We start from the raw sequence: 19,037 nt of genomic DNA on the forward strand, positions 1-19,037 counted from the left end.
CCCCCCCTCCCCCCCCCCCCCCCCCCCCCCCCCCCCCCCCCCCCCCCCCCCCCCCCCCCCCCCCCCCCCCCCCCCCCAACCCCGTGCTCGGCGGCGCCAGGGGCGTGGTCGGCGGCGTCAGGGGCGTGGTCGGCGGCGCGGGCGGCTCAGCCGCGGCTGCGGGGCTGCATCGCGCGCAGGACGGCGTCGTGGACGTCGGTGTTGCGCTGCGCGCCCGCGAGGCGTGCGGCGCCCGGGCCCTGCGCGGTGATCGGCGTCGCCTCGCCCGTGTGGCCGCCCGTCGTCCAGTCGACCGTGAACTGCAGGTCGGAGCCCGCGAGGTCGAACGGGCCGTCCTCGGCCGTCGCACCCTCGCCGCCCTCGTCCTCGGGGTCGACGTTCTCGATCGCGAGCCCGCCCGTCGCGTGGTCGCCCACGACGAGCACGAGCGTGTCCCGGTTCCGCTCCTGGAAGTCCAGCGCCAGCGCGACGGTCTCGTCGAGCGCCTGCCCGGCCTGGATCGTGCGCGTCGCGTTGGAGCGGTGCGCGAACTCGTCCACACCCTCCTCCTCGACGAGCAGGAAGAACCCGTCGCGGTCGCGCGACAGCACGTCGAGCGCCTTGGCCGTCATGTCGACGAGCGGCACCTCCGGCTCGTACAGGTCGCCCTCGCCCTCGTTGCGCTGCTCGAACATCTCCTCGTTCGCGAACAGGCCGAGCAGCTTGCGCCCGCGCGCGTCCGCGAGCCCCTCGGCGTCGCTCACGTACGTGTAGCCGAGGCCCTGCGCGCGCTCGACGAGGTTCCCCTTCGTCCCCTTGCTCTGCTCGGTCGGGTCCTTCGCGGGGTTGTCCTCCCACGCGCCGGGGTCGCCCGCCGGGTACCACCAGTCCTCGCCGCCGCCGAGGACGACGTCGGGCCGCGAGCCCTCGAGGAGCTGGCGCGCGATCTCGCTCTGGTCGCCGCGGTCGGGCACGTGCGCGCCGAACGCCGCGGGCGTCGCGTCGGTGACCTGCGCCGTCGTGACCAGGCCCGTGGCCTTGCCCGCGTCCCGGGCCGCCTCGAGGAGCGTCGGGACCGGGTTGCCGTCGACGTCGACGCCCACCGCCCCGTTGTACGTCCGGACCCCGGACGCGAACGCCGTCGCGCCCGCCGCGGAGTCCGTGACGGCCTCCTCGGGGTCGGCCGAGTCCGTCGTGGTCCAGCCGGCGTGCTCGAGCGAGTCCATCGCGAGCTGCCCGTCCTTGCCGACCGTCGCGAGCCGGACCAGCTCGCGGTGCGAGAGCCCGAGCCCGTCGCCCTGGATGAAGATGACGTTGCGGGCGCGGTCGTTCCCGTGACCCTGGCCGCCGCCGCGGTCGCCGCCCCGGTCGTCGCCGCGCTCGCCACCGCCGCCGAGCGGCAGGAGCATCACGAGCGCCGCGGCGGCCGCGACCCCCGTCGTCCGTGCGCTGAACCGTCCTCGTCGTGCCTGCATGAGACTCCCCTTCCCACTGGCGCCGGCTCCGGTGCCGGCACGGCCGCCGCGGACGGGGTCGCCGTCGTCGCGGGGCACGCCCGACGGCGTCGGTGCCGCCGGGTCGTTCCCCACGCTAGGCAGGGGCGGGGGACTGGCAAGCGGGGCCGGGGTGCGGGGCGGTCACCAGCGGTTGTGGACCTCCTCGGCCCAGCCGACGAGCCCGTCGAACCGCACCGGCGCGGACGACGTGCCGCCCGCGCCCGGCGCGGACGGCGTGCCGCCCGCGCCCGGCGCGGACGGCGTGCCGCCCGCACCCGGCGCGGCCGACGGGGTGAACGTGCCCGACCAGCGTCCGAAGCACTGGTCGGTCGACGACGAGACGACCCCGAGGTGCGTGCGCGTGACCTTCGTGTGGAAGGGCACGAACGTCGCGTCGAGCCCGCCGCCGCTGACGCGCCACGGCCGGTCCGGGTCGGCGAGGTCGTAGTCCCACACGAGCTCGTCGGGGAGGTGGTGGAGGCGCCCGTCGACGAGGACCGCGTTCTCGGTCGACCCGGTGCCGACCGTCCAGCGGCCGCCCACCTGGATCCCGACGACCCGGCCGTGGCTCTCGCCCGAGCCCGCGCCCCAGTTCCACCGGACGTCGTACGGCCAGCGCCCGCGGCCGTGGTCGAGCACGGCCCACGACGACCCGGCGGGCACGTCGACCGTCCGGCCGTCGACCCACAGCGTGCCGTGCGCGGGGCGGGCCACGTCCTTGACCGTGTACTGGAACCGCGTGTCGCTCCACGGGACCACCACCGCGAGCCGCTCGTGACCCGGCGGCAGCGTGGCGACGACGTCGAACGAGACGTCGCGCGTGCGTGCCCGCAGGCGCGTGCCGCCGTCGACCTCGTCGAGGTCGATCGCGAGGTTCCTCGCCCGGGCGCGCGCCGGGCCGTCGCCCAGCGTGCCGGGGAGCTCGACGCCGCGCGCCGGCACCACGGTCGCGTCGGCACCCCACGTCCGCCCCGACTCCCGGTCCAGGACCCACACCTCGTGCACCGTGGCGTAGTCGATCGAGGAGACGGTGAGGGCGAGGACGTGCGTCGGGGTGGTGACGCCCCAGTACTCCCAGCGCTTGTTCCGGCCGAACCGGCGCGGGCCGCCCGCGCCGCGCCGCCCGATCGCGTCGGTGTCGACGAGGGGCCGGCGGGCCCAGCCGACGGCCCGGCGGTCGAGGCGGCCGTCGGGGCGCGTGAGCGGCACGCGCTCGGTGATCTCCGGGAGCGGCACGGCTCCACCTCCACGTGGTCGGCTCGGGCGGCTCGTGCGCGGGCGTCGGTGCCTGCGGCGCGGCCCGAGGGACGAGCGGCCCGAGTCTAGGGTGCGAGCGTCCTCGCGAGGGACGAGGTGACACTCTGTCCCGTCAATGTCACGTCCGAGGTGCCCGCTTCCGGACGAGCGGGCTCAGGAGCGGGTGCCATGATCGGGAGCATGCCCCCGTTCTCCCCCCAGGACGTCACTGCCGACACGGGCCGGGCCGCTGCGCCCGTCGAGCCCGTCGAGCCCGTCGAGCCCGCCGCCACCCCCGCGAGCGCCGTCGACCCCGGTCCCACCCCCGACCTGCGCCCGTACGACGCGCTGCTGCTGTACTCGTTCGGCGGGCCCAACAAGCCCGAGGACGTCGTGCCGTTCCTGCGCAACGTCACCGCGGGCAAGGGCATCCCGGACTCGCGCCTCGAGGAGGTCGGCGAGCACTACTACGGCTTCGGCGGCAAGAGCCCCATCAACGAGCAGAACCTCGCGCTCAAGGCGGCGCTCGAGGCCGAGCTCGCGCGCCGCGGCGTCGAGCTGCCCGTCGTGTGGGGCAACCGCAACTGGGAGCCGTACACGACCGACGCGATCGACGAGCTCGAGGCGCTGGGCGCGAAGAACGCGGTCGCCCTGGTGACGTCCGCGTACTCGTCGTACTCGGGCTGCCGCCAGTACCGCGAGGACCTCGCGGTCGTGCTCGACGGGCGCGGCCAGCTCGGCCCCGACGGCTCCACGGGCGTGCAGTTCGACAAGGTGCGCTCCTACTTCAACCACCCGGGCTTCGCGCAGGCGAACGTCGACGCGGTGCTCGACGGCTACGCGGCGCTCGCGGACAAGGGCGGCGACGGCGCGGCCGCGCGGCTCGTGTTCGTCACGCACTCCATCCCGGACACGATGGAGGCGGCGTCGCGCATCTCGTTCGCGACGTACTCCGAGCAGCACCTCGACCTCGCGCGCGTGATCGCGGCGGAGGTCTCGGCGCGCCTGGGTCACGACGTCGCGTGGGACCTCGCGTACTGCTCGCGGTCCGGCCCGCCGAGCCAGCCGTGGCTCGAGCCCGACGTGAACGACCACCTCGAGGCCCTCGCGCAGGACGGCGTCCGCGACGTCGTGCTGTCGCCGATCGGCTTCGTCTCCGACCACATGGAGGTCGCGTACGACCTCGACACCGAGGCGATGGAGACGGCGACGGGGCTCGGGATGACCGCGGTCCGCGCGGGCACCGTGAGCACGCGCGAGCCGTTCGTGCGCGGTCTCGTCGACCTGCTCGTCGAGCGCGCGGCGCTCGCGCGCGGCGAGGTCGTCGAGCAGGCCACGGTGGGCGCGCTGCCCGCGTTCCGCTCGGTGTGCGCGCCGGGCTGCTGCCTGCGCCGCGACGGCGAGCCGAGCGGCGTCCCGGCGCTGTGCAGCACGGACATCCACAGCTGAACCCCGGCGGACACCCCCGCACGGACCCGAGAGGAACCCCGATGAACGACGCCGCGCGCGTACCCGCGGACCACGAGCAGATCAACACCACCATCCGCTACGCGATGTGGTCCGTCTTCGCGACGGCCGCGCCCCTGCCCGCCGAGGCCGACGAGCGTGCCGGCCTCGTGGCCGACGCGCTGGCCGCCGTCGGCGGTGGCGACGACCCGTCCGCGACGGACGGCGACCTCGTCGTGCGCGGCTGGTACGACGTCGCGGGCCTGCGCTCGGACGCCGACCTCATGGTGTGGTGGCACGGCCCGACGGTCGAGTCGGTGCAGCGTGCCTACCAGCACCTGCGCGCGAGCGGCCTGGGCGCGCACCTCGAGCCCGTGTGGTCGAACGTGGCGCTGCACCGCCCGGCGGAGTTCAACCGGGGGCACGTGCCCGCGTTCCTCGCGGGCGAGGAGCCGCGCGACTACCTGTCGGTGTACCCGTTCGTGCGCTCGTACGACTGGTACCTCCTGCCCGACGCCGAGCGCCGCACCATGCTGCGCGACCACGGCCTCGCCGCGAAGGACTACCCCGACGTGCGGGCCAACACGGTCGCGTCGTTCGCGCTGGGCGACTACGAGTGGATCCTCGCGTTCGAGGCCGACGAGCTGCACCGCATCGTCGACCTCATGCGCGAGCTGCGCGCGACCGAGGCGCGCCGCCACGTGCGCGAGGAGGTCCCGTTCTTCACGGGCCCGCGCACGACGCTCGCCGACTGGGCGGACCGCCAGCCCCTGGCCTGAGCCCCGCCCGTCTGCTCGCCCGCCCGACCCGCGCAGGCCCGCGGCCGAGAACGACCCTGGTGTCGATGTCCCCGCGATATCGGCACCAGGGTCGTTCTCGGCGACGAGCAGAGTCGTTCTCGGTGACGGGGGAGCGGCGGGTCGCCCGAGATGCTCAGCATGCTGAGTGATGTCAGGCTGGAGGCATGACCACCGCAGCCGCCGTCCCCGCGGGAAGCGTCCGCGCCCCCGCCCCCTCCGACCGGGTCCGTCAGGTCGTCGTCCTCGTGGGCTCGCTCGTCGCCGCCGGTGCCGCGGCGTACGGCGCGGGCGCCTTCGGCGGCACGTCCGTCGAGCAGACCGCCGGGGGCGCGCTGTCCTCGACCGCGACGCCCGTCGCGCCGGACAACCCGGCGTTCCGCATCTGGTCGGTGATCTACCTCGGGCTCTTCGTGTTCGCCGTCTACCAGGTGCTGCCGCGGCACGCGACGAGCCCGCGCCTGCGCGCGACCGCGTGGTGGGTCCTCGTGTCCATGGTCCTCAACGCCGCGTGGATCGGCGTCGTGCAGGCCGGGTGGGTCCCGCTGAGCGTCGTCGTCATCGCGGCGCTGCTCGCCGTCGACGCGGTGGTCGTCGTGCGGCTCGTGCGCCGTCGGCCCGAGTCGACGGCGCAGGCCGTCGTGCTCGACGGGACGATGGGCCTGTACACCGGCTGGGTGAGCGTCGCGACGCTCGCGAACGTCGCCGCGGCGCTCACCGACGCGGGCGTCGGCGAGCTCGGGCTCGGCGCGACGGGCTGGTCCGTCGTGCTCGTGGTGCTCGCCGCGGCGCTGTCCGTCGCGTGGGCGGCGTTCGCCGCCGGGCGCCGCGCGGTCGCCCTCGGCATCGGCCTCGCGATGTCGTGGGGCCTCGCGTGGATCGCCGTCGGACGGTTCCAGGGCGACCTCGTCGACCCCACCGTCGCCTGGGCCGCCGTCGGAGCGTCCGCAACAGCGCTGATCGCGGCGCTGCTAGCGGCAACCCGCCGGTCACGCCCCTGAGCACCCGCCGAGCACGGGGTCGGCGACCGGATCGAGCCCAGGACGGTCGCGGACCCCGTGCTCGGCGGGGCGGAGCGTGGATCGTCAGGGGTAGAGGCCTCGGATCTGGTGGGCCTCCGCCACGCGCTGGACGCCGATGACGAGCGCCGCGTCGCGCAGGCTCAGGTCCTCTCGGCGCGCGAGGCCCGCGACCTCCTCGTAGGCGTGGAGCATGCGGTGCTCGAGCTTGTCGCCGATCTCCTCCGCGGTCCACCAGTACGCCTGGTTCGCCTGGACCCACTCGAAGTAGGAGACGACGACGCCGCCCGCGTTCGCGAGCACGTCCGGCACCACGGTCACGCCGTTCTTCGCGAGCACGCGGTCGCCCTCGGCGGTCGTCGGGCCGTTGGCGCCCTCGACGACCCAGCGCGCGCGCACGGTCCGGGCGGTGTCGCCGTCGAGCACGCCCTCGACCGCGGCCGGCACGAGCACGTCGACGTCGAGCGCGAGCAGCGCGTCGTTGTCGACCGGGTCGGCCCGGTCGAAGCCCACGACGCTGCCGGTCGCGGCGACGTGCTCGACCAGCGCCCGCACGTCGAGACCGTCCGGGGCGTGCACCCCGCCGTACTGGTCGGACACCGCCACGACGCGGGCGCCGCGGGCCGCGAAGATCGCGGCCGCGTGCGACCCGACCTTGCCGAAGCCCTGGATGGCGACGCGCACGTCGGACAGCGGCACGCCCGCCTCCTCGAGCGCCGCGGCGGTGACGTGCACGACCCCGGCGCTCGTCGCCGTCGTCCGACCGAGCGACCCGCCCACGGTGATGGGCTTGCCGGTCACGACCGCCGGGATCGTGTAGCCCTGGTTGACGGAGTAGGTGTCCATGACCCAGGCCATGGTCCGCTCGCTCGTGCCCATGTCGGGCGCCATGATGTCCCGCTCGGGCCCGATGACCGGCATGATCTCCGACGTGTAGCGGCGCGTCACGCGCTCGAGCTCCGCCTCGGAGTAGGAGCGCGGGTCGATCGCGACGCCGCCCTTCGCGCCGCCGTACGGCAGGTCCACGAGGGCGCACTTCCACGTCATCCACATGGCGAGCGCGCGGACCTCGTCGATGTCGACGCTCGGCGCGTACCGCAGGCCGCCCTTGCCCGGACCGCGCGACACGTTGTGCTGCACGCGGTAGCCGTGGAACAGGACGGTGCGGCCGTCGTCGCGCCGCAGCGGCACGGCCACGTTCACCTCGCGGCGCGGGGTCGCGAGCATCTCGTGCAGGCCGTCGTCGTAGCCGAGGAAGCGGACCGCGCCGGCGAGCTGCGCGTGCGCGGTGTCGAGCGCGGACGCCGGGGCCCCGGCGTCGGGGGAGCGGCGCGTGCCGCGGGGGAGATCGGTGCTGTCGGTGGGGGCGGGGCCGTCGCTCGTGGTGGCGGGCGGCACGGACGTCGTCGTCACGGTTCCTCCGGTTCGAGGTTCTCCTCGGTGCCGCGGGGGTGTGCGGCACCGAGGGTCACGCTACCCCCGGCGCGGGCGCTCGCCGCTCACGCGCCCCGGCGGTGCCCCAGGGCGTCGACGGCCGCGAGCTCGTCCGCGGTGAGGGAGAACCCGGTCACCCGGAAGTTCGCCTCGATCCGCTCCGGCGTCACGGACTTCGGGATGACGACGAACCCGTGGTCGAGGTGCCAGCGCAGCACGACCTGCGCGGGCGTGACGCCGTGCGCCGCCGCGACCTCCGCGAGGACCGGCGCGTCGAGGTCGGTGCGCTTGAACGGGCTGTACCCCTCGAGCACGACGCCGCGCTGCGCGAGCTCGTGCGCGACCCGGTGGTCGTAGTCGGCCGGGCTCCACGGGATCTGGTCGACGGCGGGCGTCTCGCCGACCTGCTCGGACAGCACGTCGACCTGGTCGACGGAGTAGTTGCTCACCCCGATCGAGCGCACCTTGCCCTCGTCGCGCAGCTCGACGAACCGCTCCCACACCCACGGCGACGCCTCGCCCGCCGGCGGCCAGTGGATGAGCCACAGGTCGACGTGGTCCGTGCCGAGGTCGCGCAGCGACGCCTCGAGCGTCTCGCGCTCGCGGCCCGCGGCGTCCGGCGGGAGCTTGGTGGTGACGAACACGTCGCCGCGGTCGACGGACGAGTCGGCGAGCGCGCGCCCGACCTGCGCCTCGTTGCCGTAGCCCGTCGCGGTGTCGACGTGCCGGTAGCCCACGTCGAGCGCGTGGCGCACGGCGCGGTAGGCGTCGTCGCCCTCGGACTGCCACGTGCCGAGGCCGAGCAGGGGCATCGTGCCGCCGGGCAGCTCGACCGTGGGGACGGGGGCGGGGTCTGCGGAGGTCATGCCGTCAGTCTCCGTGCCCGACGGCGTCGCTCGCCACCGCGGGCGCCGTCGCCGTCGCGCGGGCGGAGGTCAGCGGCGCGTGCGACGGCGGTACTGAGCAGGGGTCTCGCCCGCGAGGCGCGCGAAGGTGCGCGTGAACGAGGGCTGGTCGTAGAACCCGCTCGCCGCCGCGACGTCGCCGATCGTCATGGCGCTCCCCGCGAGGAGGCGTGTCGCGTGGTCGACCCGGGTGCGCAGCACGAGCTGGCGCGGCGTCACGCCGTACACGCGCCGCACCCGCCGGTCGAGCACCGCGGGCGTGCAGCCCGCCGCCTCGGCGAGCCGCGCCGTCGTCCAGCGGGCGCCGAGGTCCGTCTCGACCGCGGCGACGAGCGCGGCGAGGGAGTCCATGGTCGCGTCGTCGGCCGCGCCCGCACGCAGGTCGTGCGAGACGGACACGAGGCCGACGAGGTGACCGGCGTCGTCGTGCACGGGGAGCTTGGACGTGAGGAACCAGCCCGACGTGCCGCCGAGCCGCCGGATGCGCTCGAGCTCGCCGCGCAGCGCGCGCCCGCGCAGCACCTCGGCGTCCTGCTGCTCGTAGCGCTCGGCGAGCTGCGGGACGAACAGGTCGCGCGCGCGTCGGCCCAGCACCGCGCGGCGCGAGCGCTCGGTCGTCCGCGCGACGAACACGGGGTTGACCGCGACGTACCGGCCCGTGACGTCCTTCGCGCAGAACATCGTGTCCGGCAGCTCGTCCATGAGCGCGACCATGGCGGGGCTGAGCGCTCGGAGGAGCTGGTCCGCCGCGGGCGGCGAGGTCTCGGCGTTGTCGCGGTCGGGTGTCATGTCGCCCCGGATCGTACAAGACGAGTCACCGCGACCCGAGGCACCCTGGAGGGATGAGCAACGACGCGCCCGCCCGGCCGCTCCCCACCCCCGGACCTGTCGGCGACACGAGCCTCACCTCCCCGGACGACCTCGTCGAGGAGGCCGTCGCGCTGGCCCGGCGCTGGCTCGCCGCCAGCGAGGGAGCGGGCGACGCGCGCGCCCGCAAGACCGCCGAGCGGCTCGGTGCGCTCGTCTCCGACCCCGCGGGCCTCGAGCTCGCGGTCCGGTTCGTCGACGACGTCGCGCGCCCCCAGGACGTGCACGTCGCCGCGCGGGCGCTCGGCCGCCTCGGCCAGCTCGCGGGCAGCGCGGGGTCGTTCCTCGGGCCGGTCGACCGGTCCCTCCTGCGCGTCGGGGCGGGTGTCGCACAGGTGCTGCCGCGCGTCGTCGTGCCGGCCGCGCGCGTGCGCCTGCGCCAGCTCGTGGGCCACCTCGTGGCCGACGCCGGCCGCGGCCTCGGCCCGCACCTCGCCCGGACCCGCGCGGAGGGCTACGCGCTCAACGTCAACCTCCTCGGCGAGGCCGTGCTCGGCGAGGCCGAGGCGGACGCCCGCCTCGAGCGCACCCTCGCGCTCGTGCGGCGGCCCGACGTCGACTACGTGTCGGTCAAGGTGTCGTCCGTCGCGTCGCAGCTCGTCACGTGGGACCTCGACGGGTCGTGCGCGCGGGTCGTGGAGCGGCTCCTGCCGCTGTACCGGGCCGCGCGCGACCACGGCGTCTTCCTCAACCTCGACATGGAGGAGTACAAGGACCTCGCGCTCACGACCGCGGTCTTCCGCGAGATCCTCGCGCACGACGACCTGCACGACCTCGAGGCCGGGATCGTGCTCCAGGCGTACCTGCCCGACGCGCTCGGTGCGCTCGACGGGCTCACGCGCTTCGCGGCCGAGCGCGTCGCCGCCGGGGGAGCGCCGGTCAAGGTGCGCCTCGTCAAGGGCGCGAACCTCGCGATGGAGGCCGTCGAGGCCGAGCTGCACGGCTGGCCGCAGGCGCCCTACCCGACCAAGCCCGACGTCGACGCCAACTACGTCCGCCTCCTCGACCACGCCCTGCGCGCGCCGCGGACCGACGCCGTGCGCATCGGCGTCGCGAGCCACAACCTCTTCCACGTCGCGCTCGCCGTGCTCCTCGGCCGGGCCCGCGGCGTGAGCCACGCGCTCGACGTCGAGATGCTCCAGGGCATGGCCCCGGGCGAGGCGCGCGCCGTGCGCGACGAGGTCGCGGCCGACCGCGTCGAGAGCGGCCCGCACGCGGGGCGCGGCGGGCGCGTCGTGCTGTACACACCCGTCGTGCGCGACGAGGACTTCGACGTCGCGATCTCCTACCTCGTGCGCCGCCTCGAGGAGAACGCCGCCGAGCAGAACTTCCTGCACGCCATGTTCGCGCCCGACGGGTCGCCCGCGGGCAGCCCCATGGAGCGCCAGGAGGCCGCGTTCCGCGCGTCCGTGCGCCACGGGGTGCACTACGCCGAGACCGACGTCGCGCCGCGCCGCACGCCCCGGCCCGCCGTCGGCGCCGGCACCGTGCCCGAGAGCACCGGGACCGGCACCCGGGCCGGCGCCGGGTTCGCGAACGCCCCCGACACCGACCCGGCGGTCGCCGCCTCGCGCGACTGGGCCCGCCACGTCACCGGGACCGGCTCCGGGTACGTCCCCGTCCGCACGCCCGAGCTCACCACGACCGCGCAGGTGGACGACGCCGTCGCGACCGCCGTGCGCGCGACCGCCGCGTGGTCGCAGGTCGCCCCGGCGGCCCGCGCCGCCGCCCTGCGTGCGGTCGCCCGGCGCCTGGAGGAGGCACGCACCGACCTCGTCGCCGCGATGGTGCACGAGCCCGGCAAGACCGTCGCCGAGGCCGACCCCGAGGTGAGCGAGGCCGTCGACTTCGCGCGCTACTACGCGCGCTCCGCCGAGGAGCTGGACCACGTGCCCGGCGCCCGGTTCGCGCCCGACGGCGTCACGCTCGTCACGCCGCCGTGGAACTTCCCCGTCGCGATCCCCGTGGGCGGGGTCCTCGCGGCGCTCGCGGCCGGGTCGGCCGTGCTCGCCAAGCCCGCGCCGCCGACGCCGCGCTGCCTCGAGGTCGCCGTCGAGGCGGTCCACGCGGGCCTGCGCGACGCGGTGGCCGCGGCGCCGGGAGACTTCCCGGGGCTGGACGCGGGCTCGGTGACGGAGGTCGTGCAGTACGTCCGCGTGCCCGACGACGAGCTCGGCACCCGCCTCGTGACGCACGACGACGTCGCGCGCGTCGTGCTCACGGGCTCGATCGAGACCGCGCAGCTCTTCGCGCGGTGGAAGCCGTCGCGCCCGGTGCTCGCCGAGACGTCGGGCAAGAACGCGCTCGTCGTCACGCCGTCGGCGGACCTCGACCTCGCGGTCGCGGACCTCGTGCGGTCGGCGTTCGGGCACGCGGGGCAGAAGTGCTCGGCCGCGTCGCTCGCGATCCTCGTCGGCTCGGCGGGCGACCCGCGGACCGAGACGGGGCGGCGCGTGCGGCGCCAGCTCGTGGACGCGGTGCGCTCGCTCGCCGTCGGTCCGGCGACCGACGTCTCGACGACCATGGGCCCGCTCACCGAGCCCGCGTCGGGCAAGCTGCTGCACGCGCTGACGACCCTGGAGCCGGGGGAGTCCTGGCTCGTGCGGCCGCGGCTGCTCGACGGCGGACCCGACCTGGAGGGCCGCCTCTGGACGCCCGGCCTCAAGGAGGGCGTCGCGCCCGGGTCGCCGTTCCACCTCACCGAGTACTTCGGCCCCGTCCTCGGGATCGTGACCGCCGCGACGCTCGACGAGGCGATCGCGCTCCAGAACGCCGTGCCGTTCGGGCTCACCGGCGGCATCCACAGCCTCGACGACGCGGAGGTCGAGCGCTGGCTCGACGCCGTCCAGGTGGGCAACGCCTACGTCAACCGGCACATCACGGGCGCGATCGTGCAGCGGCAGTCGTTCGGCGGCTGGAAGCAGTCGGCCGTCGGCCCGGGCGCCAAGGCGGGCGGGCCGAACTACGTCGCGCAGCTCGGGCGCTGGAGCGACGCGCCGGGCGAGGACGCCGGCGAGGGCGCGGGGACGTCGTCGGGCAGCACCGGCCCGGGGCGTGCCGCGCCGGCCGACGCCACGCCGCCCGCGCGCGAGACCGCGCCCGAGGCGTGGCTCGCGTGGGCGCAGGCCGACGACGCGCGCTGGTGGGCGCGGGAGTTCTCCGTGGGCCACGACCCCTCGGGTCTGCACGTCGAGGCGAACGTGTTCCGCTACCGCCCGGTCGACGTGCTCACCGTGCGCGTCGGTGCGGACGCCCTCCCCGTCGAGGTCCAGCGCGTGCTCCACGCCGCGCGCACCGCAGGCGTGCCGGCGGTCGTCGTGCCGAGCACGGGCGACGCCGCCGTGAGCGACGAGGAGTTCGCGCGCCGCGTCGCGTCCGGCGCGGTCCGGGGCCGGGTCCGCGTCGTCGGCTCGGCGCCGGGGCTGCACGAGGCCGCGGCCGAGCGCGTGGGCGAGGTGACGGTGCTCGACCACCCCGTCGTCGCGAGCGGTCGTCGCGAGCTGCTCGCCGTGCTCCACGAGCAGGCGGTCAGTCGCACGACCCACCGGTACGGCCACGTGAAGCGCTGACCCGCGGCGCCGTCGAGGGAGAGGCCCGGGCTCTACTGCGCGTCCTGCGCCGGTACCACCGTCACGGACGTCGCGTCGCGGAACGCGCGCAGGCGCTCCGCCTGCTCGGCGACGGCGTCGGTGAGCCCGGCGTCCCACGGGACCCACGGGTCGGTGCGGACCGTGAGGCGGCGGCCCGACGCGCGGGGCCGCCACGTGCCCACGACCTCGCCGCCCGCGAGCACGGCCCCGGGCCGGCCGAGGACCCGCCACAGGTCCTGGGCGCGCGCGACGTCCGGGACGAGCGTCGCGCGGTCGCGCAGCTGGAGGAACAGGTCGTAGGGGCCCACGAGGCGCACGGCCGGGACACCGGCCGCGGGCCGCGCGTCGCGCTCGCGCGCGGCGGCGCCCGTGACGCGCCCGAGGTCGTCGGCGAGCACCCAGCGCTCGGTCGGCCGCGCACCCGGGTCGACGTCGGCGACCTCGACGCGGAGCGCGTCGTCGGGCCACCGGCTCCGGACGTCCTTGACCGGGGCGTCGAGGAACGCGGCGGTGTCCTGGACGCTCGCGCCGGGGAAGAACCGCAGGTAGCCGCGCACGACGTCCAGGCGCGGCGGGGCGTCGCCGCCGAGGCGCCCGTAGAGCGGCGGCTCGAGCCCGGGGACGCGCCGCAGCACGGGCGGGGACGAGCCCGGCTCGAGCTCGAGCCCGGCCTGCAGGGCCGCGAGGCGGAACGTCTGCTCGTAGCTGTGCGTGGCGCCGCACGGCTTGCACCAGCGCAGGTGCGGCTCCGGGAGCCGCGCGGTGAGCCGCGTCGAGAGGTCGCCCTTGACGGTCGGCGTCTCGACGAGCTCGCGCTCCAGCCGTGCCTCGGTGCGCAGGGCGTCGAGCACGGCGACACCGGCCGCACGGAGCGGTCGGCTCGCGTCGTAGACCCGCTTGGCGGCGTCGGCCTCGGAGAACGGCGCCGTGGCGGTCGCGACCTCGGCGAGGTCCGCGCGGCGGTAGACGTGCGGGGCCCCGCGCAGCGTCCACGCGAGCGCGAGGTCGGGCGGCAGGGTGCCGGGCGTGATCGGCGGGGCGCCGCGGACGGCGAGCGCCCACGCGGCGCCGTCGGCCCCCGTGTCCTGGACGCCCAGGTCGAGGACGGCGACGTCCGACGCCGCGGCGGCCGCGCCGGGCGCCCGGTCGAGCTGGTGGGCGTGCCAGCGTGCGGCGAGGACGTCGGCCCGCGAGAGCGTGGCCACCGGTTCCGTGGACGGGTGCACGACGCCAGGCTACGAGCGACCGCCCACGGCGTCGCGCCCCGGCGGCCCGGGGCTGCCGGGGCGCCGTCGGGGACCGACGACGGATCAGACGGAGTCGCGCTCGACGAGCTCGGGTGCGAGGACCTGCGACGCGATCTCGTCGCCGCGGCCGCCCACGAGGTCGAGCAGGAGGTCGGTCGCGCCGCGCACCATCTCGACCATCGGGTTCTGCACCGTCGTGAGCGGGGGCGACGTCGTGGCGGCGGTGGCGAGGTTGTCGAAGCCGACGACGGACACGTCGCGCGGCACGTCGCGGCCGTGGGCCGCGAGCACGCGCAGCGCGCCCTCGGCCATGAGGTCGGACGCGACGAACAGGCCGTCGACGTCGGGGTGCGCGGCGAGGAGGCGCTCCATGGCCGCCGCGCCGCCCGCGACGGCGAAGTCGCCGATCTCGACCGCGTCGTCCGGCAGGCCGGCCTCGCGCAGCACCTCGCGGAAGCCCGTGAGCCGGTCCACGCCCGCCGTCATGTCCTGCGGGCCGGCGATCGTCGCGATGCGGCGCCGGCCCGCCTCGACGAGGCGCCGCGCCGCGAGGCGCCCGCCCTCGACGTTGTCGACGTCGACGTAGAGGAGGTCCGGCGTCGGGCGGAACGGCCGCCCCACGAAGACGGCGGGCAGGCGCGCCGCGAGGAGCGCCTCCTCGAGCTCGTCGTCGCGGTGGTGCGACGCGACGATCGCGCCGTCGACGTGGCCGCTGCTCAGGTACCGCACGATGCGGCCCGGCTGCTCGTCGGGGCGCGCGAACAGCAGCACGAGCTGCAGGTCGGTGCCGCCGAGCGCGGCGCTCACGCCGCGCATCGTGCCCGCGAGGAACGGGTCGGTGAGGATGCGCTCGTCCGGCTCGGGGACCACGAGGGCGATCGAGTCCGTGCGGCGCGTCACGAGCGAGCGGGCGGCGCGGTTGGGCGTGTAGCCGAGCTGCGCGACAGCGGCGTCGACCGCCGCCTGCGCCTCGGGGGACACCCGCAGGCCGCCGTTGATGGCGCGCGACGCCGTCGAGCGCGAGACACCCGCCGTCTGGGCCACCTCGTCCAGGGTCGGCGCGGAGCGCAGGCTGTTCATCCGGACAGTATCGCGCGCGCGCTCCCCGGTCCGCACCGCCCCGCTCACCGTGTCCTCACCGTCGTCCTCACTCGGCCGGGGCGGGGTCCGCGGCCGGCGTCTCGCGCGCCGGGATCGCGTTGTCGCGCGCGACCTGGCCGTACCAGGCGCCGCTCGCCTTGACGGTGCGCTCCTGCGTCTCGTAGTCGACGCGGACGATGCCGAACCGCTTCGTGTAGCCGAGCGCCCACTCGAAGTTGTCGAGGAGCGACCACGCGAAGTAGCCGCGCACGTCCGCCCCGGCGTCGATCGCGTCGCGCGTCGCGCGCAGGTGCGCGTCGAGGAACTCGAGCCGGTCCTGGTCGTCGACCGAGCCGTCCGGGCCCACCTGGTCCGGGTAGGCGGCACCGTTCTCGGTGATGTACATCGCGACGCCGCGCGGGCCGGTGAAGTCGCGCTGCAGGCGCGTGAGCAGGCGCGTCAGCCCCTCGGGCTGGACCTCCCAGCCCATGTCCGTGCGCGGCAGGCCGCGCGAGTGGGCGTGCACGCCGTCCGCGGCGGGGTAGGGGGACGACGTCGGGCGCACCGGCGCGTCGTCGGCCGCCTCGTCGCGGACGCCCTCGGGGCGGGTGCCCCCGGCACCGTCGCCCTCGGCGCCGGGCGCCGTCGCCTGCGGGCGGGCCGAGACGGCCCCGCCGTCGTAGTAGTTGACCCCGAGCGTGTCGATCGGGGTGGAGATGATCTCAAGGTCGCTGTCCTTGACGTGCTCGAGCAGCCCGTAGGGCGCGACGTCCTCGAGGACGTCGGCCGGGTACTCGCCGTGGAAGACGGGGTCGAGGAAGATCCGGTTGAACTGGCCGTCGATCCGGCGCGCGGCGTCGACGTCGGCCTGGTCCTGCGGGTCGACCGGGTCGGACACGGTGAAGTTCAGCGTGAGCCCGAGGTTCGCCTCCGGCGCGCGCTCGCGCAGCGCCTGGACCGCGAGGCCGTGCCCGAGCAGCAGGTGGTGCGCGGCCGCGAGGCCGTCCTCGCGCGACTGCCGGCCCGGTGCGTGCACGCCCGCGGTGTAGCCGAGGAACGCGGAGCACCACGGCTCGTTGAGGGTCGTCCACACGCCGACGCGGTCACCGAGCGCCTCGTGCATCGTCACCGCGTACTCGGCGAAGAGGTACGCCGTGTCGCGCGACGTCCAGCCGCCCTTGTCCTCGAGCGCCTGGGGGAGGTCCCAGTGGTAGAGCGTGAGCCACGGCAGGACGTCCGCCGCGAGCAGCTCGTCGACGAGGCGGTCGTAGAACGCGAGCCCGGCGGGGTTCACCGCGCCGCCGTCGGGACGCACGCGGGCCCACGACGTCGAGAACCGGTAGGCCCCGAGGTCGAGGCCCCGCAGGAGCGCGACGTCCTCGCGGTACCGGTGGTAGTGGTCGCACGCGACCATGCCGTCGTCACCGTTCACGACGGCGCCCGGCACGCGGGCGAACGCGTCCCACACGGAGTCCGTGCGCCCGTCGGTGCGCCCCGCGCCCTCGATCTGGAACGCGGCCGTCGCGGCGCCCCAGAGGAAGCCCGGGGGCATCTCGACGCGTCCGGTCGCGGTCGCCGGGTTCGGGAGGAGGGGCGCGGACGGGACGAAGCTGGTCATGGTCGATTGTCCTTCGAGAAGTCGCGGGATGGCACGCGGGCGGGCCGGTCGGGCCCGCCCGCGCGACGGTCGGCGCGCAGCACGGACCGCGCCCACCGGGTGGTGGGCGGGTCGTGCGGCGCGGGGCGCCGGGCGTCAGCCCTTGACGGCGCCCTGCATGATGCCCGCCACGAGCTGGCGGCCGGTGAAGATGAAGATGACGATGAGCGGCAGCGTGACGAGGAAGATCCCGGCCATGACGAGCGAGTAGTCGACGAAGAAGTTCGACTGCAGGGACCGCACCACGAGCGGCAGCGTCGGGTTGTTCTGGTTGAGCACGATGGACGGCCAGAAGAAGTTCGTCCACTGCTGCACGAACGTGAACAGGCCCAGCATCGCGGCGGCCGGGCGGGCCGCCGGCAGCGCGATGGACCAGAACGTGCGGATCATGGACGCGCCGTCGACCCGGGCCGCCTCGATGAGCTCGTACGGCAGCGCCTCGCCGAGGTACTGCGTCATCCAGAAGACGCCGAACGCCGTGACGAGCGCGGGCACGATGACGGCCTGGAGCTTGCCGATCCACCCGAGGTCCGACATGAGGATGTACATCGGGATGACGCCGAGCTGCGTGGGGACCGCCATCGTCGCGATGACGAAGACGAGCAGCGGGCCGCGGCCGCGGAACCGGAGCTTCGCGAACGAGAAGCCGGCGAGCGTCGAGAACAGCACGACCGAGAGGGACGTGAGCACCGCGACGACCACCGAGTTCCAGGCGGCCTTCCAGAAGTTGATCGCGTCCGAGCTCATGACGTCGGCGAACCGGTCGAACAGGCTCGCGTCCGGCAGGAGCTGGGGCAGAGCGCTGCGCGAGATCTCCTCGGGCGTCGAGGAGCCCAGGATCAGCGTGAAGTACAGCGGGAACACCGAGATCAGCAGGACGATCCCGAGGATGGTGTAGGTGACCCAGCGCGGGCGGCGCTGCGTGCCGCCCACGTTCTTCCCGGCGCTCCGGCGGCGGGACGCGGCGCGGGCCGCGCCCGGGCCGGCGGTCTGGGCGATGACGGGGACGGAGCTCATCGCTTCCTCCGGTCGGTCGGGCTGGCGGCGGTCGGGACGGACGCCTCGGTCCCCGCGGCGGAACGCTGCGCGGACATGGCGTCCTCGGCACGCAGGCGCTTGCGCGCCTCCTGCCGGCGACGCACCCAGCGTGGCGGTCGCGGCTGCGCGTTCGACGTGGCGATCCGCCGGGTGACGAGGAAGTTGACGATGCCCACGAGGATGATGAGCAGGAACAGCAGCCACGCGACGGCGGCCGCACGACCGAAGTTCTTCTGGTTGCCCCACGCGACGTCGTAGAGGTAGAGCACGGTCGTCATCCACTGGCGGTCGGCGCCGCCGAGGCCCTGCGCGTCGAACATGCGCGGCTCGTCGAAGATCTGCAGGCCACCGATCGTCGAGGTGATGACGACGAAGATGATCGTGGCGCGGATCTGCGGGACGGTCACGGAGAAGAACTGGCGCACGCGCCCGGCGCCGTCGATGATCGCGGCCTCGTACAGCTCGCGCGGCACCGCCTGCATCGCGGCGAGGAAGATCAGCGCGTTGTACCCCGTCCAGCGGAAGTTCACCATCGACGCGATGGCGACGTGGCTCGCGAGGGCGTCGGCGTGCCAGCGGATCGGGTCGACACCGACGAGGCCGAGCAGCTCGTTGATGAGCCCGTACTGGTCGGCGAACAGGCGGCCGAAGATCATCGAGACCGCGACGGGTGCGACGACGTACGGCAGCAGGACGCCCATGCGCCAGAAGGTCGCGGCGCGCAGGTTCTGGTCGAGCAGCGCGGCGATCGCGATCGCGGCGAGGACCTGCGGCACGGACGAGAGCACGAAGATCGAGACGGTGTTGCGCAGGGACTTCCAGAACGTCGGCTGCGCGAGGACGTCCGTGTAGTTCTGGAGACCGACGAAGTCGCCCTGGCCGCCGAGCAGGTTCCAGTCGTAGACGGACACCACGGCGGTGTACACGAGCGGGAAGAGCCCCGTGATCGCGAACAGGATGAAGAAGGGCGAGATGTAGAGGTAGGGCGAGACCTTGACGTCCCAGCGGCTGAGGCGCTGGGAGAAGCCGACGCGGCGCGGCGTGCGCGGCGGCGGACCGCTGAGCCCCGGCGAGGGCTGGGTGGGCGTGAGGACGGCCATGTGGGATTCCTGGGCTGCTCGGTGGCGCTGGGTGGCTGCGGGTGCGGGGCGTCGTCCGCGGGCGGACGCGCGCGGGGGGGGGGGGGGGGGGGGGGGGGGGTACCCCACCCGCCCGAGGCCAAAGAAAAAACAGCGACAAGACAGGA

At 75.4% G+C, this 19,037-nt stretch carries 14 protein-coding genes; 4 read left to right on the forward strand and 10 right to left on the reverse strand.

The window, feature by feature from the left end; genetic code table 11:
* Positions 1-146 precede the first annotated feature (146 nt).
* The gene (locus AC3WT4_RS10465) at positions 147-1,454 is read right to left on the reverse strand and encodes an alkaline phosphatase (RefSeq protein WP_492315405.1); all 1,308 of its coding nucleotides are present in this window, start codon (positions 1,452-1,454) and stop codon (positions 147-149) included.
* A 162-nt stretch (positions 1,455-1,616) separates the two neighbouring features.
* A complete protein-coding gene (locus AC3WT4_RS10470; protein ID WP_492315406.1) occupies positions 1,617-2,711 on the reverse strand; it encodes a DUF2804 domain-containing protein in 1,095 nt (364 codons plus the stop codon).
* A 201-nt stretch (positions 2,712-2,912) separates the two neighbouring features.
* Here AC3WT4_RS10470 and AC3WT4_RS10475 point away from each other — a divergent pair, with 201 nt between their 5' ends.
* The 3 genes from AC3WT4_RS10475 to AC3WT4_RS10485 all read left to right on the forward strand — a co-directional run bounded on the left by AC3WT4_RS10475 (position 2,913) and on the right by AC3WT4_RS10485 (position 5,955).
* On the forward strand, positions 2,913-4,160 hold the full coding sequence (locus AC3WT4_RS10475; protein WP_492315407.1) for a ferrochelatase: 1,248 nt from the start codon (positions 2,913-2,915) through the stop codon (positions 4,158-4,160).
* A gap of 41 nt (positions 4,161-4,201) precedes the next feature.
* Positions 4,202-4,936, forward strand: coding sequence for a hydrogen peroxide-dependent heme synthase (hemQ, locus tag AC3WT4_RS10480; protein WP_074807793.1), 735 nt, complete (start codon positions 4,202-4,204; stop codon positions 4,934-4,936).
* 185 nt (positions 4,937-5,121) lie between these two features.
* Positions 5,122-5,955, forward strand: coding sequence for a TspO-related membrane protein (locus tag AC3WT4_RS10485; RefSeq protein ID WP_492315408.1), 834 nt, complete (start codon positions 5,122-5,124; stop codon positions 5,953-5,955).
* Positions 5,956-6,039: 84 nt separating this feature from the next.
* On the opposite strand, the gene AC3WT4_RS10490 is transcribed toward AC3WT4_RS10485, so the two are convergent.
* The 3 genes from AC3WT4_RS10490 to AC3WT4_RS10500 form a co-directional block, all read right to left on the reverse strand.
* Positions 6,040-7,386 carry a Glu/Leu/Phe/Val family dehydrogenase gene (locus AC3WT4_RS10490; protein ID WP_286185864.1) on the reverse strand — a complete coding sequence of 449 codons (1,347 nt, stop codon included), beginning with the start codon at positions 7,384-7,386 and terminating at the stop codon, positions 6,040-6,042.
* 86 nt (positions 7,387-7,472) lie between these two features.
* On the reverse strand, positions 7,473-8,273 hold the full coding sequence (locus AC3WT4_RS10495) for an aldo/keto reductase (RefSeq protein WP_492315409.1): 801 nt from the start codon (positions 8,271-8,273) through the stop codon (positions 7,473-7,475).
* Positions 8,274-8,342: 69 nt separating this feature from the next.
* A complete protein-coding gene (locus AC3WT4_RS10500; protein WP_074807785.1) occupies positions 8,343-9,101 on the reverse strand; it encodes a helix-turn-helix transcriptional regulator in 759 nt (252 codons plus the stop codon).
* Positions 9,102-9,154: 53 nt separating this feature from the next.
* On the opposite strand from AC3WT4_RS10500, the gene AC3WT4_RS10505 reads away from it, so the two are divergent.
* Positions 9,155-12,748, forward strand: a complete 3,594-nt coding sequence (locus tag AC3WT4_RS10505) for a proline dehydrogenase family protein (protein ID WP_492315410.1) — start codon at positions 9,155-9,157, stop codon at positions 12,746-12,748.
* Positions 12,749-12,780: 32 nt separating this feature from the next.
* Here the strand turns inward: AC3WT4_RS10505 and AC3WT4_RS10510 are convergent, their stop codons facing one another.
* The 5 genes from AC3WT4_RS10510 to AC3WT4_RS10530 all read right to left on the reverse strand — a co-directional run bounded on the left by AC3WT4_RS10510 (position 12,781) and on the right by AC3WT4_RS10530 (position 18,891).
* A complete protein-coding gene (locus tag AC3WT4_RS10510) occupies positions 12,781-13,995 on the reverse strand; it encodes a DNA glycosylase AlkZ-like family protein (protein WP_492315411.1) in 1,215 nt (404 codons plus the stop codon).
* 84 nt (positions 13,996-14,079) lie between these two features.
* Positions 14,080-15,096: a LacI family DNA-binding transcriptional regulator gene (locus tag AC3WT4_RS10515; RefSeq protein ID WP_074807773.1), complete on the reverse strand. Its 1,017-nt coding sequence runs from the start codon at positions 15,094-15,096 to the stop codon at positions 14,080-14,082.
* A gap of 67 nt (positions 15,097-15,163) precedes the next feature.
* Entirely contained in the window at positions 15,164-16,714 is a 1,551-nt protein-coding gene (locus tag AC3WT4_RS10520; protein WP_492315412.1) for a glycoside hydrolase family 1 protein, read from the reverse strand.
* Between the two features lie 135 nt (positions 16,715-16,849).
* Positions 16,850-17,770, reverse strand: coding sequence for a carbohydrate ABC transporter permease (locus AC3WT4_RS10525; protein WP_034651858.1), 921 nt, complete (start codon positions 17,768-17,770; stop codon positions 16,850-16,852).
* Positions 17,767-18,891: a carbohydrate ABC transporter permease gene (locus AC3WT4_RS10530; RefSeq protein ID WP_074807765.1), complete on the reverse strand. Its 1,125-nt coding sequence runs from the start codon at positions 18,889-18,891 to the stop codon at positions 17,767-17,769. Before AC3WT4_RS10530 ends, AC3WT4_RS10525 begins: the two co-directional genes overlap by 4 nt.
* Between the last annotated feature and the right edge of the window lie 146 nt (positions 18,892-19,037).

The organism is Cellulosimicrobium sp. EB106-03-01-XG111, from assembly GCF_058792115.1.